Annotated in this window: 18 protein-coding genes; 3 read left to right on the forward strand and 15 right to left on the reverse strand. The window is 54.0% G+C overall.

Annotated elements, in window-relative coordinates:
- Positions 1–6: 6 nt before the first annotated feature.
- Together priA and coaBC are read right to left on the reverse strand one after the other, a co-directional pair.
- Positions 7–2,508: a primosomal protein N' gene (priA, locus tag WFJ73_RS08235; RefSeq protein WP_336772581.1), complete on the reverse strand. Its 2,502-nt coding sequence runs from the start codon at positions 2,506–2,508 to the stop codon at positions 7–9.
- On the reverse strand, positions 2,505–3,740 hold the full coding sequence (gene coaBC / locus WFJ73_RS08240; protein ID WP_336772582.1) for a bifunctional phosphopantothenoylcysteine decarboxylase/phosphopantothenate--cysteine ligase CoaBC: 1,236 nt from the start codon (positions 3,738–3,740) through the stop codon (positions 2,505–2,507). Before coaBC ends, priA begins: the two co-directional genes overlap by 4 nt.
- A 205-nt stretch (positions 3,741–3,945) precedes the next feature.
- On the opposite strand from coaBC, the gene WFJ73_RS08245 reads away from it, so the two are divergent.
- The gene (locus WFJ73_RS08245; protein WP_336772583.1) at positions 3,946–4,854 is read left to right on the forward strand and encodes a DnaJ domain-containing protein; all 909 of its coding nucleotides are present in this window, start codon (positions 3,946–3,948) and stop codon (positions 4,852–4,854) included.
- Between the two features lie 44 nt (positions 4,855–4,898).
- Here the strand turns inward: WFJ73_RS08245 and WFJ73_RS08250 are convergent, their stop codons facing one another.
- From WFJ73_RS08250 to WFJ73_RS08300, 11 genes are all read right to left on the reverse strand, one after another.
- Positions 4,899–5,483, reverse strand: coding sequence for a hypothetical protein (locus WFJ73_RS08250; protein WP_336772584.1), 585 nt, complete (start codon positions 5,481–5,483; stop codon positions 4,899–4,901).
- Positions 5,484–5,841: 358 nt separating this feature from the next.
- The gene (locus WFJ73_RS08255; protein WP_336772585.1) at positions 5,842–6,582 is read right to left on the reverse strand and encodes a LutC/YkgG family protein; all 741 of its coding nucleotides are present in this window, start codon (positions 6,580–6,582) and stop codon (positions 5,842–5,844) included.
- On the reverse strand, positions 6,575–8,089 hold the full coding sequence (locus tag WFJ73_RS08260; RefSeq protein ID WP_336772586.1) for a LutB/LldF family L-lactate oxidation iron-sulfur protein: 1,515 nt from the start codon (positions 8,087–8,089) through the stop codon (positions 6,575–6,577). The genes WFJ73_RS08255 and WFJ73_RS08260 overlap by 8 nt, the downstream gene beginning before the upstream one ends.
- Entirely contained in the window at positions 8,086–8,814 is a 729-nt protein-coding gene (locus WFJ73_RS08265) for a (Fe-S)-binding protein (protein ID WP_336772587.1), read from the reverse strand. Before WFJ73_RS08265 ends, WFJ73_RS08260 begins: the two co-directional genes overlap by 4 nt.
- A 28-nt stretch (positions 8,815–8,842) precedes the next feature.
- Positions 8,843–9,601 (reverse strand): DeoR/GlpR family DNA-binding transcription regulator, encoded by a 759-nt coding sequence (locus WFJ73_RS08270; protein WP_336772588.1) that lies wholly within the window; start codon positions 9,599–9,601, stop codon positions 8,843–8,845.
- 302 nt (positions 9,602–9,903) lie between these two features.
- Positions 9,904–10,116, reverse strand: coding sequence for a DNA-directed RNA polymerase subunit omega (gene rpoZ, locus WFJ73_RS08275; RefSeq protein WP_127493448.1), 213 nt, complete (start codon positions 10,114–10,116; stop codon positions 9,904–9,906).
- A 17-nt stretch (positions 10,117–10,133) separates the two neighbouring features.
- Positions 10,134–10,751: a guanylate kinase gene (gmk, locus tag WFJ73_RS08280; RefSeq protein WP_336772589.1), complete on the reverse strand. Its 618-nt coding sequence runs from the start codon at positions 10,749–10,751 to the stop codon at positions 10,134–10,136.
- A 13-nt stretch (positions 10,752–10,764) separates the two neighbouring features.
- Entirely contained in the window at positions 10,765–11,025 is a 261-nt protein-coding gene (remA, locus tag WFJ73_RS08285) for an extracellular matrix/biofilm regulator RemA (RefSeq protein WP_005548256.1), read from the reverse strand.
- A 314-nt stretch (positions 11,026–11,339) separates the two neighbouring features.
- Positions 11,340–13,241 carry a bifunctional homocysteine S-methyltransferase/methylenetetrahydrofolate reductase gene (locus WFJ73_RS08290; protein WP_336772590.1) on the reverse strand — a complete coding sequence of 634 codons (1,902 nt, stop codon included), beginning with the start codon at positions 13,239–13,241 and terminating at the stop codon, positions 11,340–11,342.
- A 12-nt stretch (positions 13,242–13,253) separates the two neighbouring features.
- The gene (dapF, locus tag WFJ73_RS08295) at positions 13,254–14,087 is read right to left on the reverse strand and encodes a diaminopimelate epimerase (protein ID WP_336773087.1); all 834 of its coding nucleotides are present in this window, start codon (positions 14,085–14,087) and stop codon (positions 13,254–13,256) included.
- A gap of 115 nt (positions 14,088–14,202) precedes the next feature.
- Positions 14,203–16,977 carry a calcium-translocating P-type ATPase, SERCA-type gene (locus WFJ73_RS08300; protein WP_336772591.1) on the reverse strand — a complete coding sequence of 925 codons (2,775 nt, stop codon included), beginning with the start codon at positions 16,975–16,977 and terminating at the stop codon, positions 14,203–14,205.
- Positions 16,978–17,135: 158 nt separating this feature from the next.
- Here WFJ73_RS08300 and WFJ73_RS08305 point away from each other — a divergent pair, with 158 nt between their 5' ends.
- Together WFJ73_RS08305 and WFJ73_RS08310 are read left to right on the forward strand one after the other, a co-directional pair.
- Complete coding sequence (locus WFJ73_RS08305) at positions 17,136–18,875, forward strand: Rqc2 family fibronectin-binding protein (protein WP_336772592.1); 1,740 nt, start codon at positions 17,136–17,138, stop codon at positions 18,873–18,875.
- A 437-nt stretch (positions 18,876–19,312) separates the two neighbouring features.
- The gene (locus WFJ73_RS08310; protein ID WP_336772593.1) at positions 19,313–19,897 is read left to right on the forward strand and encodes a C40 family peptidase; all 585 of its coding nucleotides are present in this window, start codon (positions 19,313–19,315) and stop codon (positions 19,895–19,897) included.
- A gap of 63 nt (positions 19,898–19,960) precedes the next feature.
- Here WFJ73_RS08310 and WFJ73_RS08315 read toward each other — a convergent pair whose 3' ends face one another.
- A complete protein-coding gene (locus WFJ73_RS08315) occupies positions 19,961–20,821 on the reverse strand; it encodes a PHP domain-containing protein (protein ID WP_336772594.1) in 861 nt (286 codons plus the stop codon).
- Positions 20,812–21,723: a selenium metabolism-associated LysR family transcriptional regulator gene (locus WFJ73_RS08320; protein ID WP_336772595.1), complete on the reverse strand. Its 912-nt coding sequence runs from the start codon at positions 21,721–21,723 to the stop codon at positions 20,812–20,814. Before WFJ73_RS08320 ends, WFJ73_RS08315 begins: the two co-directional genes overlap by 10 nt.
- Positions 21,724–21,742 lie beyond the last annotated feature (19 nt).

Here is a 21,742-nt window from a genome sequence, read left to right on the forward strand (position 1 = left end):
TCTATTTTATAAAATGACTTGTGGGTCGACATCGATGCTGAACTGCACCTGCTTTGCCGGCGAGCCCTCCACAAAAGGCGCCATTGCATGCCTCAGCAGCGCGGGTATGTCGATGTTTCCACGATATTTTATCACACATTGAAAACGGTAGCGATCTTTCATTCTGGAAATGGGCGAAGCGACGGGCCCAAGAATATCCATCGCCCTCGGCAGACCGCCTTCAAGCGGGCCAAGAACCCCTTCATCCGCCGCCAATCCCCTAAGCCGCTCGGCAAACTGTTCGCTGACCGAGGACAATAGAGGCAGCTGTTCATGCGACATTGTCACCAGAACCAGCCTGCAAAAAGGCGGATAGCCCATCACGCTCCGGTGCTTCAGCTCTTCCCGCACAAATGCGGCATAATCATGATGCTGGGCGGTAAGGATGGCGTAATGCTCGGGAGAATACGTCTGAATGATAACCTCCCCGGGAAGATGATGGCGCCCGGCGCGTCCCGCTACCTGCGTCAGCAGCTGGAACGTCCGCTCCGCCGAACGGAAGTCCGGCAGATTGAGCGACGTATCCGCGGCTATTACGCCAACCAGCGTAACGTACGGAAAATCGAGCCCCTTCGCGACCATCTGCGTGCCCAGCAACACATCCGCTTTCCGCTCGCCGAATTGCTTCAGCAGCTTCTCGTGGGAATGCTTCTCGGAGGTTGTATCCACATCCATCCGGATCACCCGGATCCCCGGGAACAGCTTCGCGAGCTCTTCCTCTACCCGCTGCGTCCCTGTCCCGAAATAGCGGATATGCTCGCTGCTGCAGGAAGGGCACTCCTTCGGAGCCAGCTCGGCATGCCCGCAATAATGACAGCGCAGCGCCCGTGATTTCTGATGGTAGGTGAGCGATATGTCGCAATGCGGACAAGCAGCCGTATACCCGCAGGAGCGGCACATCACAAAGGTGGAGTAGCCCCGCCGGTTAAGCAGCAGCACCGACTGCTCGCCGCGTTCGAGCCTATCGGCCAGAGCGGCATGCAGCTTCCGGCTGAACATCGACCTGTTGCCGTCCTGCAGCTCGCCGCGCATGTCAATGACTTGAACCGGCGGCATCGGACGGCTGCCGACCCGCTCCGGCATGGGCAGCAGCGCCGATTCCTTGCCGGGCGCAGGCTGCCTGCTGGCGGCGGCGAACGATTCCAGCGACGGCGTCGCGGAGCCAAGCACAACCGCGGCCCCATGCTGCCTTGCGCGCCTTACCGCGACATCCCGCGCGTGGTATTTCGGGCTCTCCTCCTGCTTGTAGGAGGATTCATGCTCTTCATCAATAATAATAAGCCCAATCCGCTCAAAAGGTGCAAAGATCGCCGAGCGCGCCCCGATAGCGACCTGTACGCGGCGGCTCCGGATTTTGCGCCACTCGTCATAACGCTCGCCGTTAGACAGCCGGCTGTGCAGCACGGCAACGGCTTCGCCAAAGCGTCCCTTGAACCGCTCCACCATCTGCGGCGTAAGCGAAATCTCCGGAACCAGCACAATCGCTTGCTTCCCTAATTCCAGACAATGCTGGATCGACTGCATATAGACCTCGGTCTTGCCGCTTCCCGTAACGCCATGAAGCAGCAGCACCTGCGGCTCGCCGCGACTTACCGTGCCGGCAATCCGCTCGTACACGGCCTGCTGGCCGGGCATAAGCGGCAGCGGTACGGTCCGCTGGAAATCCCGGCCTGCGTACGGATCCCGTTCCTGTTCGACCTCATGAAGGCCAAGCAGGCCCTTGTCGGCAAGCGCACGTACGCTGGCAGGCGAACCCCCTGCTTCCGCCAGCAGCGCCTGAAGCGGCATCGCCTCGCCTCGCTCCAGCATAAAGGCGAGCAGCTCCCGCTGCTTCCCGGCCCGGGCCGGGAAGCTCTCCAGCGCTTCGCGCGCAGCAGCTTCATCATCCGGCGGGAATACAGTCAGTACCTTGCGGATGGCCAGACGGTCGCGGATTGAAGTCTGCTCCTGAAGCAGCCCATCGCGGAGCGCTTCCTTAATAGCCGCCGAATGCTCCGGATACCGCTGCTGCAGCGTCTCCAGCTTAAGCTGCTTCTGTCTGCCGATCCACGTCAGCATCTCCTCCGGCAGCAGCGCCGTCAGACCATTGTCCTCCGCCGTATAATCCGGATCATCGTTCAGGCTGATATACCGCTCCGCTTTCCCTTTCAGCGCGGCCGGAATCATGGCCTGCAGCGCTGTCGTCCAAGAGCAGCAATATTTGTCGCTCATCCATTTGGCCAGCTCGATCAGATCGGGCAGCAGCGGCGGAACCGGATCAAGCAGCTCGGATACGGCCTTAAGCTTCATAGGATCCACATCCGCGGTCTCCGCCAGCTCAATAACGAACCCCTGCAGCGTCCTTGGGCCAAAAGGAACGCCTACCCGGCTGCCGACCTCAATCCAGTTCTCCATGCCGGGCGGTACTTTATAGTCAAACGGCCGGTCCGTCTGGCGGCTCGGCACGTCTACGATCACTTTGGCAATCATTCTTCGCCCCGACCCCCATCGCGGGAGGCTACCTCCGCAAGGCGCCGGGCAGCAATCGTCAGAATGCGCTGCGCCGTCTCGCGCTTGGACAGCAGCGGCATCGCTTCAATTAATCCGCTTGGACCGTACAGCTGTACGATATTCGTGTCCCCATTGAAGCCTGCGCCTTCCTGGCTGACGTCGTTGCCCACGATCAAATCGGCATTTTTGCGCTTCAGCTTGTCCATGGCGTACTTCTCCAGCTGCTCCGTCTCCGCCGCAAAACCGATCAAGAGCTGATGTGTCTTCCGCTCGCCAAGCGTCTGCAAAATATCCGTCGTTTTCTCCAGCTCAAGCGTTAAGGTTTCCCCGGACTTCTTAATCTTCTGGCCATGTCTGGTCACCGGGCGGTAATCCGCTACGGCTGCCGATTTAACCACTATATCCGATTCGTCGAATCGTTCCAGTACGGCGTCAAGCATCTGCTGCGCCGACTCTACCCGTATAACCTTCACGCCCGCCGGCGGATCGACGGAGGTTCTGCCCGCGATAACCGTAACCTCGGCCCCCATCACCTTGGCGGCTTCCGCGATGGCAAAGCCCATTTTGCCGGAAGAATCATTCGTTAAATACCGGACCGGGTCCAGACGCTCCATCGTGCCTCCCGCCGTTACGAGCACGCGCTTGCCCGCTAGCGCTCCGTGCTCTTTCGCTTTCAGCAAAGAATGAACCGCAATGACGATATCCTCCGGCTCCGCAAGACGGCCTTTGGCTACGTAGCCGCAAGCAAGCTGCCCCGTTCCCGGCTCCACAAACATCACGCCGCGGGATGCCAGCAGCTCCAGATTGCGGATAACCGCCGGATGCTCATACATATGCACGTTCATGGCCGGAGCGATCAAAACCGGACTTGTTGCGGCGAGCAGCGTAGTGCTCAGCATATCGTCGGCTAGTCCGTTAGCCGCTTTTCCTATAATATTCGCAGTTGCCGGCGCAATTACGACCAGATCCGCACGGTCCGCCAAATCTATGTGCGTAACGACCGAAGGGTCCTTCTCGTCGAACGTATCGATGTGCACCGGATGGCGGGACAAGGTCTGCAGCGTCAGCGGCGTAATAAACTTGGTAGCCGACTCCGTCATGATGACGTGAACCTCGGCCCCCGCCTGCACAAGCTTGCTGCAAAGAGCCGCGCCTTTATAGGCTGCAATACCGCCAGAAATGCCTAGTATTATCGTTTTCCCTCTCAACATACTGTTTCCCCCGATTTATGCTGTTAATCTATGTATTGACCGTTTAGGTGAGACCCATTCGCGCTTTTTCCTATCATACCATAGGTCATCCCAATTTGTAGCCTGCACCGTTCCCAGATGGAGGAATGGAAATCTTCTATTCAAATCCGTATACTAGAGAGTAGCTATTATTTTTTCTAATCCTAACAGAGGTGAGAGCAACTCCATGGACGAACTAAAACGAGCTTACGAAACGATGGGTCTTCCTGAAAACGCTTCGAAAGAAGAGGTCGATAAGCGTTACACCACCTTAATGCGACAAGCTCGGGCGAGACAAAGAGAGAACCCGGAAGGAACCGACCAAGCTGACTTTGAAGAAGTCACGCGCGCTTACCGGTATATTCTGGACGAGGACAACCGGAAAGCCAATGAAGCATTCAATCAGCAAGAATACGGCAAGTACAAGAAAATGGCCGGCTCCGCGGAAAAAGTAGACCATTTCTGGCGCTACTACAAGTTCCACGTTCTTGGCGGCATCATTGCCCTCATTCTTGTTATCGTTGGCATTAACAGCTATCTGGATCATCGGGCTGAGCAGGAACGTCTTGCCAAGCTTCCGCCGGTGGACCTGTCCATCATGTTCCTTGGCGAGTATTACATGAGCGACAGCACGGGCAAGCAGACCGAAGAGACCGATATCGAAGAAGCGCTCATTAAGCAGTTCCCGGAATTCAAGCGCTTTAAAGTCAACTTCACGTACGTACCGCTGGATGCGAAGGATCAAATGGACATTGCCTCCCAGCAAAAAGCCATGGTCGTACTCGCGACGGAACGCCCCGACATCTATATTACGGATACGGCTGCGTTTAACTGGGTTGGCCCGCAAGGCGCGTTTATGAATCTGGATTCGCAGACGGCTATCACCAAGCTGCTTAAGCCGGAGGACAGCTTTAAGCAAAAAACGGAAGAAGATCCAACCGAGCATACGTATGGCGTAAAAATTTCCGGCAGCCCGATCATCGGAAATATTCCGATGCAAGCCAAGGACAATTATATCGCCAGCGTTCGCGAAGGCTCCAAAAATACCGAAAAAGCGCTTCAGTTCATCGAGAAATTCCTCGAGACCAAACAATAGGATATGTAAAAGCAGCAGGTTCCCGGAGTGGGAGCCTGCTGCTTTTATATGGCAAGAAACCGGTTGACCCGATTTACCCAACCTCCTTGCTCGTCGGCGAGAAGAGTCGTCCAGCCGCGCAGCTCGGGTTCCTTGAAGTTTTTCGCTTGATCGTCAACAAACAAGATGGGCGCCTTTGATTCGAAATGCTGCTCAACCCGTTCGTAAATTGGCGCATCCGGCTTGCAGCAGCCGGCTGTACTGGAGATCGTGACGCTGCGCAAATATGGACGCAGCGGATCAACGATCAGCTCCAGCCATTCCAAGCGGTGGTTGCTGAGCAGATGGATATTGGCATGCTCGCTCCAGCGCGGAATTTGGTCCGCGGCAGGTAGCGGCGTAATCTGGGACAACAGCTGTATTCTGGCTTCATCCCTGTCGATTGCCGGAAACCCGCTGCAAATCTCGTCCCAGAATTCATCTTCGGATATAACGCCCGTCCACAAACTCACGCGAATCTCCTGTTTGAATTGGGCCAGCTTGTCGTATGGCAGCCCATACCGCCATACAAGCTCCTGCCAAAACCTCGGTGAAAAATTCGACGCAATCACGCCTGCCGCGTCTAGTACGAGCTCCGGTTTCGTCTTCATGAAGCCACCCTCCTTGTCTTGAATGCCAGTAACCACTAATTCAAGACGGACCGACCGATTCCTGCAAAAAAAGCCCGTGTGCTCATCAGACCGGACGCCATTAGCGCCGCATCAAGCATACGGGCATTCCTCATGTAACTACTCCAAAAGGCTAACGAAACTACGCATCGCTATTCGCCTAATTTTGGGGATTTTCAAATTCTAGCGAAACTACGTATCGCTATTCGTTGCTTTTGCTCCTCATATGGCCTCTAACGAGCCAAATAGCGTTACTCCGTTTCGTTAGGTTCCGAATGTGGTTGTTTTTCGGCAAATAAGGATACTACGTTTCGTTAGCGGGACGAGTCTGCTCGCGTAACTAACCAACTAGCAAAGCGTAGACAACGCCGGGGCCGTGGACGCCGATCGTCAGGTCATTCTCGATATCGGCCGAACGGCTTGGTCCGGAAATAAAATGAATCCCGGCCGGCAGCTGGTCGCGTCCCGCTTCATCGAAATTGACCAGGATCTCACCTAGTCGCGTCTTCAAGCGCTCCAGCGGGATCAGAACAAACAATACGGTCGGCAGCAAGCTCACCGAGCGGCCTTTATCCTTCGAGGATAACACGGTTACGGAGCCGGTATACGCGGCTGCATAGTCGGCCATTACGATACCGAAGTCCGATTCCGCCGCGCGAGCTCTCCAATTTTGTTCCGCCTCGCTGTTCCATATGCGGACTTCCGCCCCGGACGCAGCAAGCGACTCCTCGAGACCAAGACCGTTTAACTCCGGCTGATTTTGCCGGATGACGTATTTGGCGCTAAGCGCTTCCGCTTTCTCCGCGATAAACCGCTTAGCCGCCTCCATGTCGGCAAGCCGCTCCACATGCCCGCCGGCTGCCTCGAAGTTCGCCTCGAACCGGTCCATGCGTTCCTCAAGCGGCCATTCGAACGCTTGCCAGAAATCCGGCGCGCCACGGAACGGATGCTCCGGCGCCGAAGTCACCCGGGGACGTCTCAGCTTCTGGGCAATCCCGTTCATGAACGCCTCCTGCTTCCGTTTCGACTCTTCCGCCAGCTGCTTCAGCCATTCCTCATGGGAATCCGCCTGCTTAGCCATGACCGTTGCCTCCCTTGCTGTCTCTGCCTTTCACAATGGCTTCCATCCGGCTGCGCACGTCGGGAGCAACTTCCTTCAATCCATGGCGCAGCTCCTGCTCAAGCGTCCCCCACTGGTCGCGGAACGACTTTTTCGGCAGGCTTGGCGTTACCCGGTACGTATTCCAGCCTTTAAGCGGGCCTAGCTTCAGACGGATTCCTCCGTCCCTCACCACAAGCTTTTGTCCCAGCTTGCCTAGCTTCACAAGGCCGGCATAACGCTTCGAGCTGCCCATGACGGCAGCAAAGCCCTTCATCCCGATCGACTCGGCCGCATTGCCATGCCCTTGCTCCTGCTTGCGCCGGCGCAAATAAATCAACATCTCGTGAAGCGGAATTTTGACCGGACAAGCCTCATAGCAGGCGCCGCACAAGCTTGATGCGTTGGCGATATCATCCCACTCCGCTACGTTTTTCTGCAAAGCAGGCGTCAGCACGGCACCGATAGGACCGCTGTAAGTACCGCCGTACGCATGTCCGCCGATGTGACGGTATACCGGACAAGCGTTTAGACAAGCGCCGCAGCGGATGCAGTTCAGGAGCTCCTGGAACTCCGGATCGCCCAACTGCAGGGATCGTCCGTTATCGACGATAATAATATGCATCTCATCCGGTCCGTCCGCGTCAACTTCGCGTCTTGGACCGGTAATGCCGGACATGTAAACCGTCAGCTTCTGTCCTGTCGCCGATCGCGGCAGGAGAGTAGCCATAACCTCCAGATCCGCCCAGGACGGAATAATCCGTTCCATCCCCATTAGCGTAATCTGCGTCTTCGGAACGGTTGTGACCATCCGCGCGTTTCCTTCGTTCTCGAAAAGCACCATCGAGCCGGTCTCGGCAATCGCGAAGTTGCAGCCGGTCATCCCGATATCCGCCTCCAGGAACTTCTCCCGGAGCTTCTTGCGCACAAAGCCCGCAAGAATGGACGTATCCGGAGCAAGCGTCTCGCCCGCTTCCTGGGACAGAAGATCAGCCACCTGATAACGGTTCTTGTGAATAGCCGGGATAATAATATGGGAAGGCGTCTCGCCGGCCAGTTGAATGATATACTCGCCAAGATCCGTTTCAATGGCTTCAACGCCAATGGACTCAAGCTCATGATTCAAATGCAGCTCTTCCGTAACCATCGATTTCGACTTTACAACCGACTTCGCCTGCTTGCGCTGCGCAATCTCGAGAGACAGCTTTACCGCTTCCGCAGACGTCTCGGCAAAATGCACATGCACGCCGTTAGCGCGCGCCTGATTCGCAAACATATTCAAGTAGTAATCCAAATGAGCGATCGTATGAAGCCGGATTTGCCGTCCGCGCTCCCGCCAGTCATCCCAATTGCCATGCTCGGCGGAAGCCTGTTTTTTACCGTTCCGAAGCCGTTCCGTCGTGAACTTGACCGCTTTGCGCAGAAATTCGTCGTTCAGCGCCAGCTCCGCGCGTTCTTTTACCGTTGATGCATTCCCAGCCGTACTCATGCCTGCTTCACCCCTTCATACAAGAGCTCTGCCAAATGCATTACCTTTACCGGCTGATTGCGGTACCGCAGGTTGCCGGCAATATTCATCAGACAAGCCAGATCGAGTCCTACCAGTACTTCAGCTTCCGTCTCCAGCACATGGTCTACCTTCTCGGTTACCATCGCGCCGGAAATATCGGCCATCTTTACCGCAAACGTGCCGCCAAAGCCGCAGCAGTCCTCCGCAAACGGAAGCGGCACAAGCTCAAGCCCCTGCACATGGCGCATAAGCTCCATCGGCTCCTCTTTAATGCCAAGCAGCCTGCTGCCGTGACAGGAAGGATGGTACGTCACTTTGTGCGGGAATACCGCGCCGACGTCTTTTATGCCAAGCACTTGAACAAGAAATTGCGTAAATTCGTAGGATTTGCGTTGAAGCTTCACTGCCCGCTCATGCATAACCGGATCCGTTTCAAACAACTTGGGATAATGATGGATCATGCCCGTGCAGGAGCCGGAAGGCGAAATCACGAAGTCCGAATCCTCGAACGCATCCAGAATCGTCTTTGCGCTCTCCCGCGCTTCCTTCCAATAACCGCTGTTGAAAGCGGGTTGGCCGCAGCAGGTTTGCACCGTTGGAAAATGCAGCTGAATTCCGTACTTGGCCAGCAGTCTGACCATTGCCTCTCCCACTCGGGGATATATCGTGTCGCTAAGACAGGTGATAAATAATGAGACCTTCACCTCGTCACCTCACAAACGTATCGATTCGTTAAACCATCGTAACCGGTATTGAACGCTCGGATAGTCCGGCTGCGGCTTCCATCGAAAGCCGGCGGTCCGTGATAATGGCGTCAACCTCCGCCAAATCGCCAACATGGGTAAACGCCTGAACGCCGAACTTGCTGGAATCCGCAAGCAGGATGACCTGCTCCGCAATGCCGAGCATTTTATGCTTAATTCGTGCCTGAAGCTCATTCGATTCGCTGATGCCGCGCTCCAGATGCACGCCCTTGCAGGATAAAAACAGCTTGTTTACATGATAGGATTCGAGTGACCGTTCCGCGAGCGGCCCTACATAGGATAAAGAACGCGAAGCCAAAATGCCGCCGGTCGAGATCACTTCGATCTTCTCCTTATTGCTTAGGGCGACGGCAACTTTAATCGAATTGGTCAAAACAGTGAGCGGAATATCCGGCAGGATCGATGCCATATACCATGCCGTGGAACTGGCGTCCAGCAAAATCCGGTCATTCGGCTTGATCAGCTTGACCGCTTCTTCCGCAATACGTCGTTTCTCGTCTGCATGCATAATTTCCCGTTCCGCTACCGGAGTCTCCGGCTGCGTATCCTTCACGCTGACCGCGCCGCCATGCGAGCGGCGAAGCCGTCCCGCCTGTTCCAGGCGATCCAGATCGCGGCGAATCGTCTCCTCCGTGACCTGACAAAGCTCGCTCAGCTCCGATACTCGGATGCTGCCCCGCTCATTTACCAATCGAACTATCGTTTCGTACCGTTCCGCAACCAGCATAGCCTACCTCTTTCTCTTTCTTCTCAATTTTTCCATACCTATCGATATTTTAAGGCCAAGCTATTTATTATACAACGAAGGATCGGAACCAGAAGGACAACATGCCGGGTTAACAGGAATCCCATAACTTGCGAGCCATTTTGTTTTCCCTCCGATTAGATTTGTTTTTGTTTGTTTATATGTTAACATGTTTGTTTATTTTTGAAAACTGTTATTTCAAACAAAAACGGACATGACCACAAACGAAAAAAGCAAAAAAAAATAGGATGGAGCTGATCAGCTCCATCCTATTTTTAATAACATTATTGTTGTTGTTTGTCCGCTGTTTGTTCGACTTGCACGATGTCGTGGAAGATTTCTTCCAGTGCAACACCAACAAATTTGCGGGATTTCGGGTTGCGAAGCTCGGATTTTTCACCGTTACGCAGCATGCGGGCGCGTCTCGAAGCCGCAACTACAAGCGAATATTTGCTGTCTACTTTTTTCACCATTTCATCAATCGATGGATACAACATTGTTCTTCACCTCTCGCTCAGACTTTCTCGATAGCAGCTGACAGCTCTCCCAGATGGGAATAAAACCGGTCTCTCCGGCAATGCTCAGCCGTAATAATACTTTGAATACGATGGCACGCGGCGTCGATCTCATCGTTAACAACCGCATAATCATAATGACGGATCAGATTCATTTCTTCTACCGCTACCGTCATCCGGTTATTGATTGTATCCTGGGTTTCCGTTCCCCTGCCCGTAATACGGGACTTCAGCTCATCAAGCGAAGGAGGCAGCAGGAAGACAAATACGCCTTCCGGGAACTTTTCTTTCACCTTTAATGCGCCTTGGACTTCAATCTCCAGAATAACGTCTTTGCCGCTTGCAAGCGTACTCTCCACGAAATCGCGAGGAGTACCATAGCAATTGCCAACATATTCGGCATGCTCGAGGAGTGCGTCTTTTGCAATCATCTCCTTGAACTGCTCTTTCGTCTTGAAGAAATAATTAATGCCATCGATTTCGCCTTGTCTCGGCTTCCGCGTCGTGGCCGATACGGAATAGACAAGCTCAGGCACCTTTTGGCGAAGGACGGAACACACGGTTCCTTTTCCTACGCCTGAAGGTCCGGACAATACAATCAACAATCCCTTATCCATATTACTCCCCGTATTATTCGTCGTTATCGTCATCCTTGGTCGACAAGCGATGCGCAACCGTCTCCGGCTGCACCGCCGATAAAATGACATGGTCGCTGTCCGTAATGATAACAGCGCGCGTGCGTCTTCCGTAAGTCGCGTCAATCAGCATATGTCTGTCACGTGCTTCTTGAATAATCCGTTTAATTGGTGCCGACTCCGGACTAACAATTGAAATAATGCGATTGGCCGAAACAATATTGCCGAAGCCGATATTAATAAGTTTAATAGCCAAGTCAGGTTCCCCCTCCGGTCTTCCTCGTGCAACTCCCGTATAAATCATATATTTGTATAAATGTATTGGACCCTGATGAATTGCTCCACCCTGCCAAATAACGACAGAACCATTGCACTATTGTTGACGAAAAAAGTCCGGAGCATACGTTCCGCGCCGCGCCTCCATGCCTGTTCCCGCTATTCCGGGGACACTGCCTGTCCCGGGAAAGATGCAGCCGGTCAAAGAGGCAGCCCGATCCATTATTATATAGTTTAAAGGATTTTGGAGAAACGAACAAGAGAAAACAAGAGAAATTGCGAAAACGGACTATTTTATCGTTTTTTCATCCCTGTCCTCGTCCATACATAGTCCGTCAGTTCCACCGCCATCTCGTAGAACATAAACGGCGTCATGAAGTAAATTCCCTTGAAATGACGGATTGCGGTATCCAGCAGCTCACGGGAGATTCGAATGCCTTCCGCGCGTCCCGCCGCGCCTTCAAGTCCCGCCATCCGTTTCCGTACTTCATCGGATAATTGGATGCCCGGAACCTCGTTATGCAGGTACTCGGCATTGCGCCCGCTCGCAAGCGGCATAATGCCCAGGAACACCGGAACGGATAGATGCTTTGTCGCATCCGCGATTTTCTCGATGAGCGCCGGATCATAGACCGGCTGGGTCATAATATAATCCGCGCCGGAAGCGATCTTTTTCTCCAGCCGCTGGACCGCCTTGTCCAGATGCTTGACGTTTGGGTTAAACGCCGCGCCAACGACGAATCTGGCCTTCTGCTTAAGCGGCTTGCCGGAGAAGGCGATCCCGTCGTTAAGCTGCTTGGTCATCCGGATCATCTCGAAGGAAGTCAGGTCGTACACCGAGCTGGAATCCGGCAAATCGCCGAAACGCGCCGGATCGCCGGTAACCGCCAGCACATGGTCGATCCCGAGTGCGTCCAGCCCCATCAGATGCGACTGCGTTCCGATCAGATTGCGGTCCCGGCAGGCAATATGAACGAGCGGGCGCAAGCCGATTCGATCCTTCACCAGCGCGGCAAGCGCCAGGTTGCTCATACGGGTCACCGCCAGCGAGTTGTCCGCCATCGTAATGGCATCCGCTCCGCAGGCTTTAATGGCGGCTGCGCCGGCCATAAATTTCGTGATATCCAGATCGCGCGGAGGATCCAGCTCAACGATAACCGTATGTCTTACTTTTACGGTATCCACCAGCGATGGTTCCGGAATAATCGGCGTGTCCGCCCGCTCCTCGGAAGCATTTTTCACCACTTCGGCAGGTTCCGCCTCTATTACGATAACCTCCGCCTCCGGGGAGTCGGTTATCGCAACGGTTGCGGCGGCAACGCTTTCCGGAGCATAATCCTTCAATGCCTTCGCCATGGCCGCAATATGCTCCGGCGTTGTTCCGCAGCAACCGCCGATGATCCGCGCGCCGCGGTCCGCGAATTGCAGGGCGGTCTCCGCGAAATACTCCGGTCCCGCCGAATATTTGTATTTGCCGTCAACGTAATCCGGAATACCCGCGTTGGGGAAGATGGACAGCGGCAGCTCTACCGGTCCGCCAATCGACTCAACCGCCCGCATAATTCCGTTCGGACCGCTCCGGCAGTTGAACCCGACGACGTCCGCTCCCTCATCCTTCAATAAAGCGAAGGCATCCAGCAAGCCGGTACCGTCCTGGGTGCGTCCGACATTCTCTACGGCAAACTGGCAAATGACAGGCAGTTGGGTATGCTTGCGGGCAAGTTCCAATGCCAGGCGCATTTCGTCAAAATCATAAAACGTTTCGAACAGAATTCCGTCCACGCCTTCAGCAAGCAAAGCGTCGAGCTGACGCTCAAACGCATGGCCGACTTCGGATGTCCGCACATCCTTCAGCTTGCCCGCGCGGATCGAACCAACAGCGCCAACCACGTAGGCATCCTCGCCAGCCGCCGATTTCGCAATTCGCACCCCGGCACGGTTAATCGCTTCCATATCCGGCTCCAGGCCGTATTTGGACAGCTTGACCAGATTGGCAGAAAAGGTATTGGTCTCGATTACGCGCGCCCCTGCCTCGTAGTACCGGCGATGGACGCCTTCAATGACATCCGGACGGGTCATATTCAATTCTTCGTAAGAAACGCCGACAGGGAACCCCATCTGATACAGATAGGTTCCCATCGCGCCGTCCCCGGTCAAGATACGCTGCTTAAGCTTCGTTCTTAAATCGGGCTTCATATTCATTTCTCCCTATTCCCATTCGCCGCGGTAGACTTCGGCTGCAGGTCCAGTCATATAAACATGATTATCTGCTTCGTTCCATTCAATCTTCAGGTCTCCGCCTTTGAGCGTTACAACCGCAGTGCGGTCCGTTAAACCGTTCAATACGGAGGAAACGACCGTTGCGCATGCGCCGGTGCCGCAAGCCAGCGTTGGTCCGGCTCCGCGCTCCCAAACGCGCATCTCCGCATGCTCGCGGGAGGTTACGGTAACGAACTCCACATTGATCTTGCGCGGGAACATCGGATGAGTCTCTAGCTTGGGGCCCCAAGTTGCTAGATCAAAGTTGGCGGCATCGTCCACGTAGATCACGCAATGCGGGTTGCCCATCGATACCGCCGTGAACCGGAATTCGCGGCCATCCACCTCAATCGGATGCTCGATTACGCGTTCCTCGTCAACCGTTGTAGGCACCTGCAGTCCGTTTAGAATCGGCGCGCCCATATCAACGCGAACCTGCTGAACTTTGCCGTCCGCTACTTCCAGCTGAACCGTCTGCGCGCCGGCGCCAAGCGTTTCGATCGTTAACTCCTCTTTATCCGTAAGACCGTTATCGTAAATGTATTTCGCCGCGCAGCGAATCGCGTTGCCGCATTGCTCCGCTTCGGAGCCGTCGGAATTGATGATGCGCATGCGGAAATCCGCCACTTCCGAAGGAAGAATGTACACCAGTCCGTCCGCGCCGATACCGAAAAACCGGTTGCACTGGTTTTTCGCAAGCTCCGCTACATTGACCGGAAGCTGCTGCTCGCCGGCGATAACGATAAAATCATTCCCCAAACCATGCATTTTTGTAAACTTCATCATGGTGTTCCCCCTTTACTGCAGCCAATGGATCAAATAAGCTATCATTTTTCCTTAGCATACCGCAAAGCAAAGGGAAACGCTATTCATAATTCCGTTCATCATTTGTACTTCGTTACACATTTTTAAACGCCATTTTTGCCGGCTTGCTTTTAGGCTTGCTTGTTCCAAGCACGCTGCCGATACCCATCAGGAAGGTTGGAATGCCGGCGGCCACAAATACCAGACACCATTCGCGGAAGTTGAGCGGCACCGTCTTGAAGATCGGCTGAAGCATCGGAATGTAGAGCACCCCGATCATCAGGATCAAGGACGATAGAACGGCAAGCACCAGGTAACGGTTCTGGAACAGGTTGCGGTGAAAGATGGAACGCGAGCTGCGGCAGTCAAAGACGTGAATGAGCTGGGCCAATACCAACGTGGCAAAAGCGACCGTCTGCGCCTTGGTAAGCTGCTCTGAGGCTGTACCCGGAGCAAGCTTTAACGTAATCCAGAAGGCGCCTAGCGTACATACCCCGATCAATACGCCGCGGCTGATGATTTTCCAGCCAAGCCTTCTTGCAAATACGCTTTCCTTGGCCGAGCGCGGCTTCTGCTGCATAAGATCCTTCTCCGCCTGGTCAACCCCAAGCGCCATAGCCGGCAAGCCGTCCGTCACAAGGTTAACCCACAAGATCTGAATCGGCACGAGCGGAAGCGGCAGACCCGCCATCATCGCCAGGAACATCGTCAGAATCTCGCCGACGTTTGACGCCAGCAGGTAACGGATGAATTTGCGGATATTCTCATAAATACTCCGGCCTTCTTCGATAGCCGAGACGATCGTCGCAAAGTTGTCGTCGCTTAATACAAGCGCGGAAGCCTCTTTGGAGACATCCGTTCCGGTAATGCCCATTGCGATACCGATATCGGCGGCTTTAATAGCCGGAGCGTCGTTTACGCCGTCGCCGGTCATGGCAACCACATGCCCTTTTCTCTGCAGGGATTTGACGATCCGGAGCTTATGCTCCGGCGATACGCGGGCGTAGACATAGATGTTGTCTACATGCTTGTCGAGCTGATCGTCCGTCATATTTTCCAGCTGGCTGCCGCTCAGCGCAACGCCGCCGCGCGGCATGATGCCAAGCTGGTGAGCGATCGCTTCCGCGGTTAACTGATGATCGCCCGTGATCATAACCGTCTTGATGCCCGCTCTGCGGCAGGTCGCAATCGCATCGCGCACCTCGCGGCGCGGCGGATCGATCATGCCGGTCAGGCCGACAAATACAAGCTGGCATTCCACATCGCTTTCCGTCTCCGTCGCTTCGCCGCTGCGGATATCCCGGTAAGCAAGGCCAAGCACGCGCAGCGCGTTTTGCGCCATTTCTTCCGCGGCATTCGCGCATTTTTTCTTGAGCGTAGCGGTAAACGGCACAACCTTGCCGTCCCATAACACGTAGCTGCAATGGTCCATCAGCATGTCGGAAGCGCCTTTCGTATACACAACCTTGCCACCCTGATGCGAGACAAGAACGCTCATCCGCTTCCGTTCGGAATCAAACGGAAATTCCTTTTCCCTCTTATATAAGCCTTCCAGCGATTTCGCGGACATCCCAAGCTTAGCCGACAGTACGGTAAGCGCGCCTTCCGTCGGGTCGCCTTTCAGCACCCATTCCTCCTGAGACTCTTTGCTTTTCCGTTTCTTCGATTCCTGCTGCTCCGCCTGCGTAATGGTCGCGTTATTGCAAAGCGCCGATACTTGCAGGAGACGCTTGAGGGAGATATCATGCTTCACTTCCACCATGGCGCCATCCTCGAAAGCAGCTCCAACCGGCTCGTAGCCTTCGCCCGTCACCTGGAGATGACGGCCGCCCAGCCAAATGTTCGTGACGGTCATTTTATTTTGCGTGAGCGTGCCCGTTTTGTCGGAGCAGATAACCGAAGCGCAGCCTAACGTTTCCACGGAAGGCAGCTTGCGGACAATCGCCTTCCGTTTAATCATCCGCTGTACGCCAAGGGCAAGCGCAATCGTAACGATGGCCGGGAGCCCTTCCGGAATAGCCGCTACCGCCAGGCTGACACCGGCGAGGAACATGCCGTAGGCAGGCTGTCCATGCAGAATGCCGGCAACAACGACCATAATCGTAAGTCCGATCGCAACGGCGATTAATATTTTGCCAAGCTGCTCCAGTCTGTGCTGAAGCGGCGTTTCCATCGATTCGGTCTGTTGAATGAGTCCCGCGATTTTACCCATTTCCGTTTCCATGCCCGTCCGGACGACAACCCCTTTGGCTGTTCCGCGGGTAAGCATGGTCCCCATAAAGCCCAAATTCCGTTGGTCGCCCAGCGGCAGGTCCTCTTCATGAATAGCTGCGGCATGCTTGCCGACCGGCACCGATTCGCCTGTCAGGGCAGATTCCTCGGCATAGCAGCTGTTCGCTTCAATCAGCCGGATATCGGCCGGAATGCGGTCGCCGCTTTCGAGCAGAATAACATCCCCGTTTACTAGCTCTTTCGCTGCAATCATCAACTGCTGTCCGCCGCGAATAACTTTTGCCGTAGGCGCAGACAGTTCCTTGAGGGCACTAAGCGACTTCTCCGCACGGAATTCCTGAATGAAGCCGAGTACCGCATTAATCGCGATAATGGCCACAATCGTCACGGCATCCAAATATTCGCCCAAGAGCCCCGATATGAGAGTAGCGCCCATTAGCACAAGCACCATGAAATCTTTGAATTGATTCAGGAAAAGCACAACCGGGGAAATACGCTCGCCCTCCGCCAGCTCGTTTCGCCCGTTCTTCGACAGCCTGTCTTCTGCTTCCGATGCAGACAGCCCTTGCGCAAGCGAGCTGCCCAGCTTATTCGCCAGTTCGCCCGCCTCCATTTGGTGCCATTTCAATTGTTCCATTGTACGACTCCCTCCCGTATATGCCGAGCGCTCTCGGACAGCCTCTCAAGCCTAAATGTATTCGGACAAACTGCAAAATATCCCACTTAAAGACTTAAGTTTTTGGTTTAACTATGGCATGATAGAGAAAGACATTGATAAAGGAGACTTAAACCCTCATGGCCTTAGACGGCATTGTTATTCACGCAGCAGTTGAAGAGCTTCAGCGCTGCATTGGCGCTCGCATTCATAAAATTCACCAGCCGACGGACAATGATCTCGTATTCAGCATCCGCGGCGCAGGGGCGCAGGGCAAGCTGCTCTTGTCCGCCAATCCGACGTATCCTCGCGTTCACTGGACGAATGCTTCTTACGTTAATCCGCTGGAAGCACCGATGTTCTGCATGCTGATGCGCAAATATTGCGAAGGCGCAACGATTGAAGCAGTCAAACAAATCGGACGCGAACGGATTATCCATATCGACGTCCGGCACCGCGACGAGCTTGGCGATGTTTCGCTCAAGACGATCGTTATTGAAATTATGGGACGGCACAGCAACATTATTTTGCTGGATCCCTCAACCGGGACGATTCATGACGGCATCCATCACGTCACGCCTGCCATCAGTACGTTCCGGATTGTTATGCCGGGCAGCAAATACACTGCCCCGCCCGATCAAGGAAAGACCGACCCCCTTGCCATTGCAAGCGAAAAGGATTTTCTGGCCGCACTCGAGCAGCATGCGGATGACAGCAATGAAAGCCTGCCGCCCCAGCGGCAGCTTGTTCAGGCGTTTAGCGGACTAAGCCCTCTGCTCGCCAAAGAGATCGTATTCCGCGCGGAGAACGGAAGCAGCAGCCTCTGGAACAGCTTCCAGGCGCTTATGAGCGATGTCCGGGCACATGTCTACGCGCCAACCATAGCGGTGGATGCCAATGGCAAATCCTACTTTTCCATCACTCCGCTAACCCATGTGCAAGGCTTTTCCGAGCATTTTGCTTCAATCAGCGAATGCCTGGAAGCCTTTTACGGCGATAAAGCGGAACGGGATACGGTCAAGCAGCGCGCTTTGGATCTCATCCGGTTCGTCCAGAACGAGAAGGTCAAGAACGAGAAGAAGATAGAAAAGCTGAAGGAAACGGTCGAGGAAGCACAGGATGCGGATAAATACCGCGTGCTGGGCGAGCTGCTGACTGCCTATATGCACCAGATCAACCGCGGCGACACATCGGCCCGACTCATCAACTTCTATGACGAAGAGCAGGCAACGGTCACGATCGAGCTGGATCCGCAGCTTACGCCCTCGGACAATGCGCAGCGGTATTTCCGCAAATATACGAAACAGAAGAACAGCATTGCCGTGGTTGAAGAGCAAATGGCGATCGCCCAAGGCGAAATATCCTATATGGAAACGCTGCTGCAGCAGCTGGACAATGCTTCGCTTGCCGATATCGAGGAGATCAGGGATGAGCTTGTCGAGCAAGGTTATCTTCGCAGCAGAGTGAAGCGCGGACCGAAACGGAAAAAGCCGGCGCGTCCAACTTTGATTTGCTACACTTCCTCCGAAGGCGTGAGCATCTATGTCGGCAAGAACAATACGCAGAACGAATACTTAACGAACCGGCTTGCTTCCCCTTCGGATGTGTGGCTGCATACGAAGGATATTCCGGGGTCTCATGTCGTCATCCGCGGAGGAGACTTTGGAGATGCCACCTTGGAAGAAGCAGCTATGTTATCCGGCTATTACAGTCAAGCGAGGGAATCCAGCCTAATCCCCGTGGATTACACGTTTATCCGCCATGTCCGCAAGCCAAGCGGATCGAAACCGGGTTATGTCATCTATGACCATCAGAAGACCCTGTTTATTACTCCCGATGAGCAGCGGATCAAAGCCATGCCATCGCGCAGCGTGAATTAAACAAAAAGCAGTCCGCCCCCAACCTGAGGCGGGCTGCTTTTTCGTTTTTTGCTCGATCTATCCTAAATTAGAAAACTTTAACGAACCTTAACCCCTTCGCTATCCTTCTCTGGAATAAAGGCCCAATCCGATAAATCAGGAAACCTTAAATTACCTAATCATACTTAAATACATAAATACAGATGACTAACGGTTATTATTTATTTCATTTCTTTCTTTTTTGACGATTATTAATTGTTAAATTAGCATTTTTTGTTTTAAAGGTGAAATAAGGGTTTATAAAAGAATATTTATTTTAGTCCTTTTCAATGGAATTGGTAACTTTTATTAGCTGACTACCCCCTTAAAAAGTCATTAGTATTAAAAGTGCCAAACAAAACTTGTCCTGGCAGACTACACGCTTTCTTGCACAAAAAAACCATTAGGAGGATATATACATGACTAAAAAAACGATTTTCAAAAAAGGGATTATCACTTTGGCAGGCGTTATCGCTTTAACCGGTGCTGTACAAGCCCCTGCGCTTGGAGTAACCACTCCTAAAGCGGCAGCAGCAACCTCTACTCAAAGCACGCAGCTTAGCAAACTGATTACGAAAGGCAAAACCCAGCTTGGCGTAAAATGGCGCAGCGGAGTACAAAAACCCGGTTACGGCTTTGACTGCTCCAACTTTACTTCCTGGGTATACAGCAGCACGCTCGGAATCAAGTTTTCCAGCGCTTCGCGCACGCAGCGCTATAGCAGCAGCATCGGCAAGCAAGTTATCGTTGACTCCAAAAATAAATACAAGAACCTGAAAGTCGGAGACTTGTTGTTCTTTAAAAATTCGGCCGATCGGGGTGACGGATCATTAAACCGCTCTACAAGCGGCGGCGGCGGCCATGTCGGCATTTATGCGGGCGTGGTTAACGGCAAGCACTACATCCTCCAAGCCGGCGGCGGACGCGCAAAAGTCACTTACGAGCCAATGGAAGGCACATGGTTTGCATCTTCGCTGGTTTACGCTAAAAGAATCGTTAACTAGCGGCAAATATATAGAAATAGCGGTGCAGGGACATCTCCCATGCACCGCTATTTTTCGTGAATGTTATTTATTGTTGCGAAGTTGGTCCAGCACTGAGGCATCAACGGTTCTGCTGCCGATCTCGCCGTGGAACACCTCGCCTTGACGCTCCCCGTGGAAATCCGAGCCGCCGGTCATAATAAGTCCGTGTTTCCTTGCCAGCTCCGCGTAACGCCGTTCTTCCTCCGGTCCATGGTCGGAATGGTATACTTCGATCCCTTGAACGCCCTTCCCGATCAGGTGCTCGACCAGATCATCCCGGCCATACAAGCCCGGGTGCGCGATTACGCTTGTCCCTCCCGCTTCGCGAATCCATTCGATTGCCTCAAACGGATGGAGACGCGGAGGATTCACGTACGCGGCGCCGCCTTCCCCCAAATACCGTTCAAATGCTTCCGCCATCGTGGCAACGGCGCCTTTTCGGATCAAAAGCTCCGCAATATGCGGGCGGCCAATCGTTTTCCCTTTGCCTTTTCCGTTTCCGGCCAACGCCTGCTCGGCAGCAATTCGCTCGACCTCTTGCAAAGTAACGGGAATCCCGAGCTGGACTAACCGCTCTATAATCATCTCATTCCGCGTGCCGCGCGTCTCACGAAGCCCGGCAAGTCGCTCCTGCCAGAGCGCATTATGCCAGTCCGGATAGTATGCCAGCATGTGAATATCGCGACCGTCGGCAACCGTGCTAAGCTCAACCCCGGGGACAACGGTAATCCCCAACTTCCGTCCTTCCGCGAGCGCTTCTTCCACTCCTGCCATCGTATCGTGATCGGTAATCCCGACAGCAGCTAGCCCCGCCGCCTTCGCGCGGGCAACAACGGCGGCCGGCGGCATCGTTCCGTCCGAGGCGGTTGTGTGATTGTGCAAATCCGCTTTTCCTACAACCATTGCTGCAAATCCTTCTCTCTTAAAAAAGTGAGAAACGTAACTGCCGATATCGGCAAAAGCGTGGATTTCAAATAAATCGAGTAGAACTGCCGTTTGAACCGGGTGTCCTCAATCGGAACCACATGCAAAAGCCCAAGCGCCACCTCATGCTTTACGGACGATTCGGAGATAAAAGAGACGCCAAGACCGGCTTCTACCGCCGACTTTACCGCCCCCGTACTGCCCAGCTCCATCACAATCTTCAGGTCAGCCGGATCGATTTTTTTCCGCTTAAGCTGGTCCTCCATTACTAATCGTGTACCGGAGCCTTGCTCACGCACAACAAACGGATAATCAGCTACTTCGTCAAGGAGAACCGTCGGCTTCTTTGACAGCGGATGATCTTTTGGGACGATCAGCTTCAGCTCGTCGCTCATGACGGCCTCCATCTGCATATCCGGGTGATTGACCGGGGCTTCGATCAATCCAAAGGTCAATTGATGATTGATAATCTCTTCAATGATTTGAGCGGTATTCATTACCTTCATGCTGATCGATATTTCCGGAAACGTCTGCCCGAACGGACCAAGCAAGCGCGGCAAAATGTATTCTCCAATCGTCAGGCTGGCGCCAAGTTGAAGCCGTCCCTTGAGCTGCTTGGTAAACGCCGACATCGCTTGATCCGTATCGCGGATCAGCTCGATGCTTCTCCGGGCGTAAGGCATCAACGCCTTACCCGCTTCCGTCAAGTCGATCCGTTTGGTAGACCGCTGCAGCAGCTTTGTCCCGAAATAGTCCTCCAGCGACTGCACCTGCATCGTCACGGCCGGTTGAGTCATATGCAGCGACAGGGCGGCAGCAGAGAAGCTGCCCCGTTCCGCTACCGTATAAAAAATGTGCAATTGATGAAAATTAAGCGCCATCTGTCCGACCATCCTCTCT

Source organism: Paenibacillus sp. MMO-58 (assembly GCF_037146255.1).
Classification (GTDB): domain Bacteria; phylum Bacillota; class Bacilli; order Paenibacillales; family Paenibacillaceae; genus Pristimantibacillus.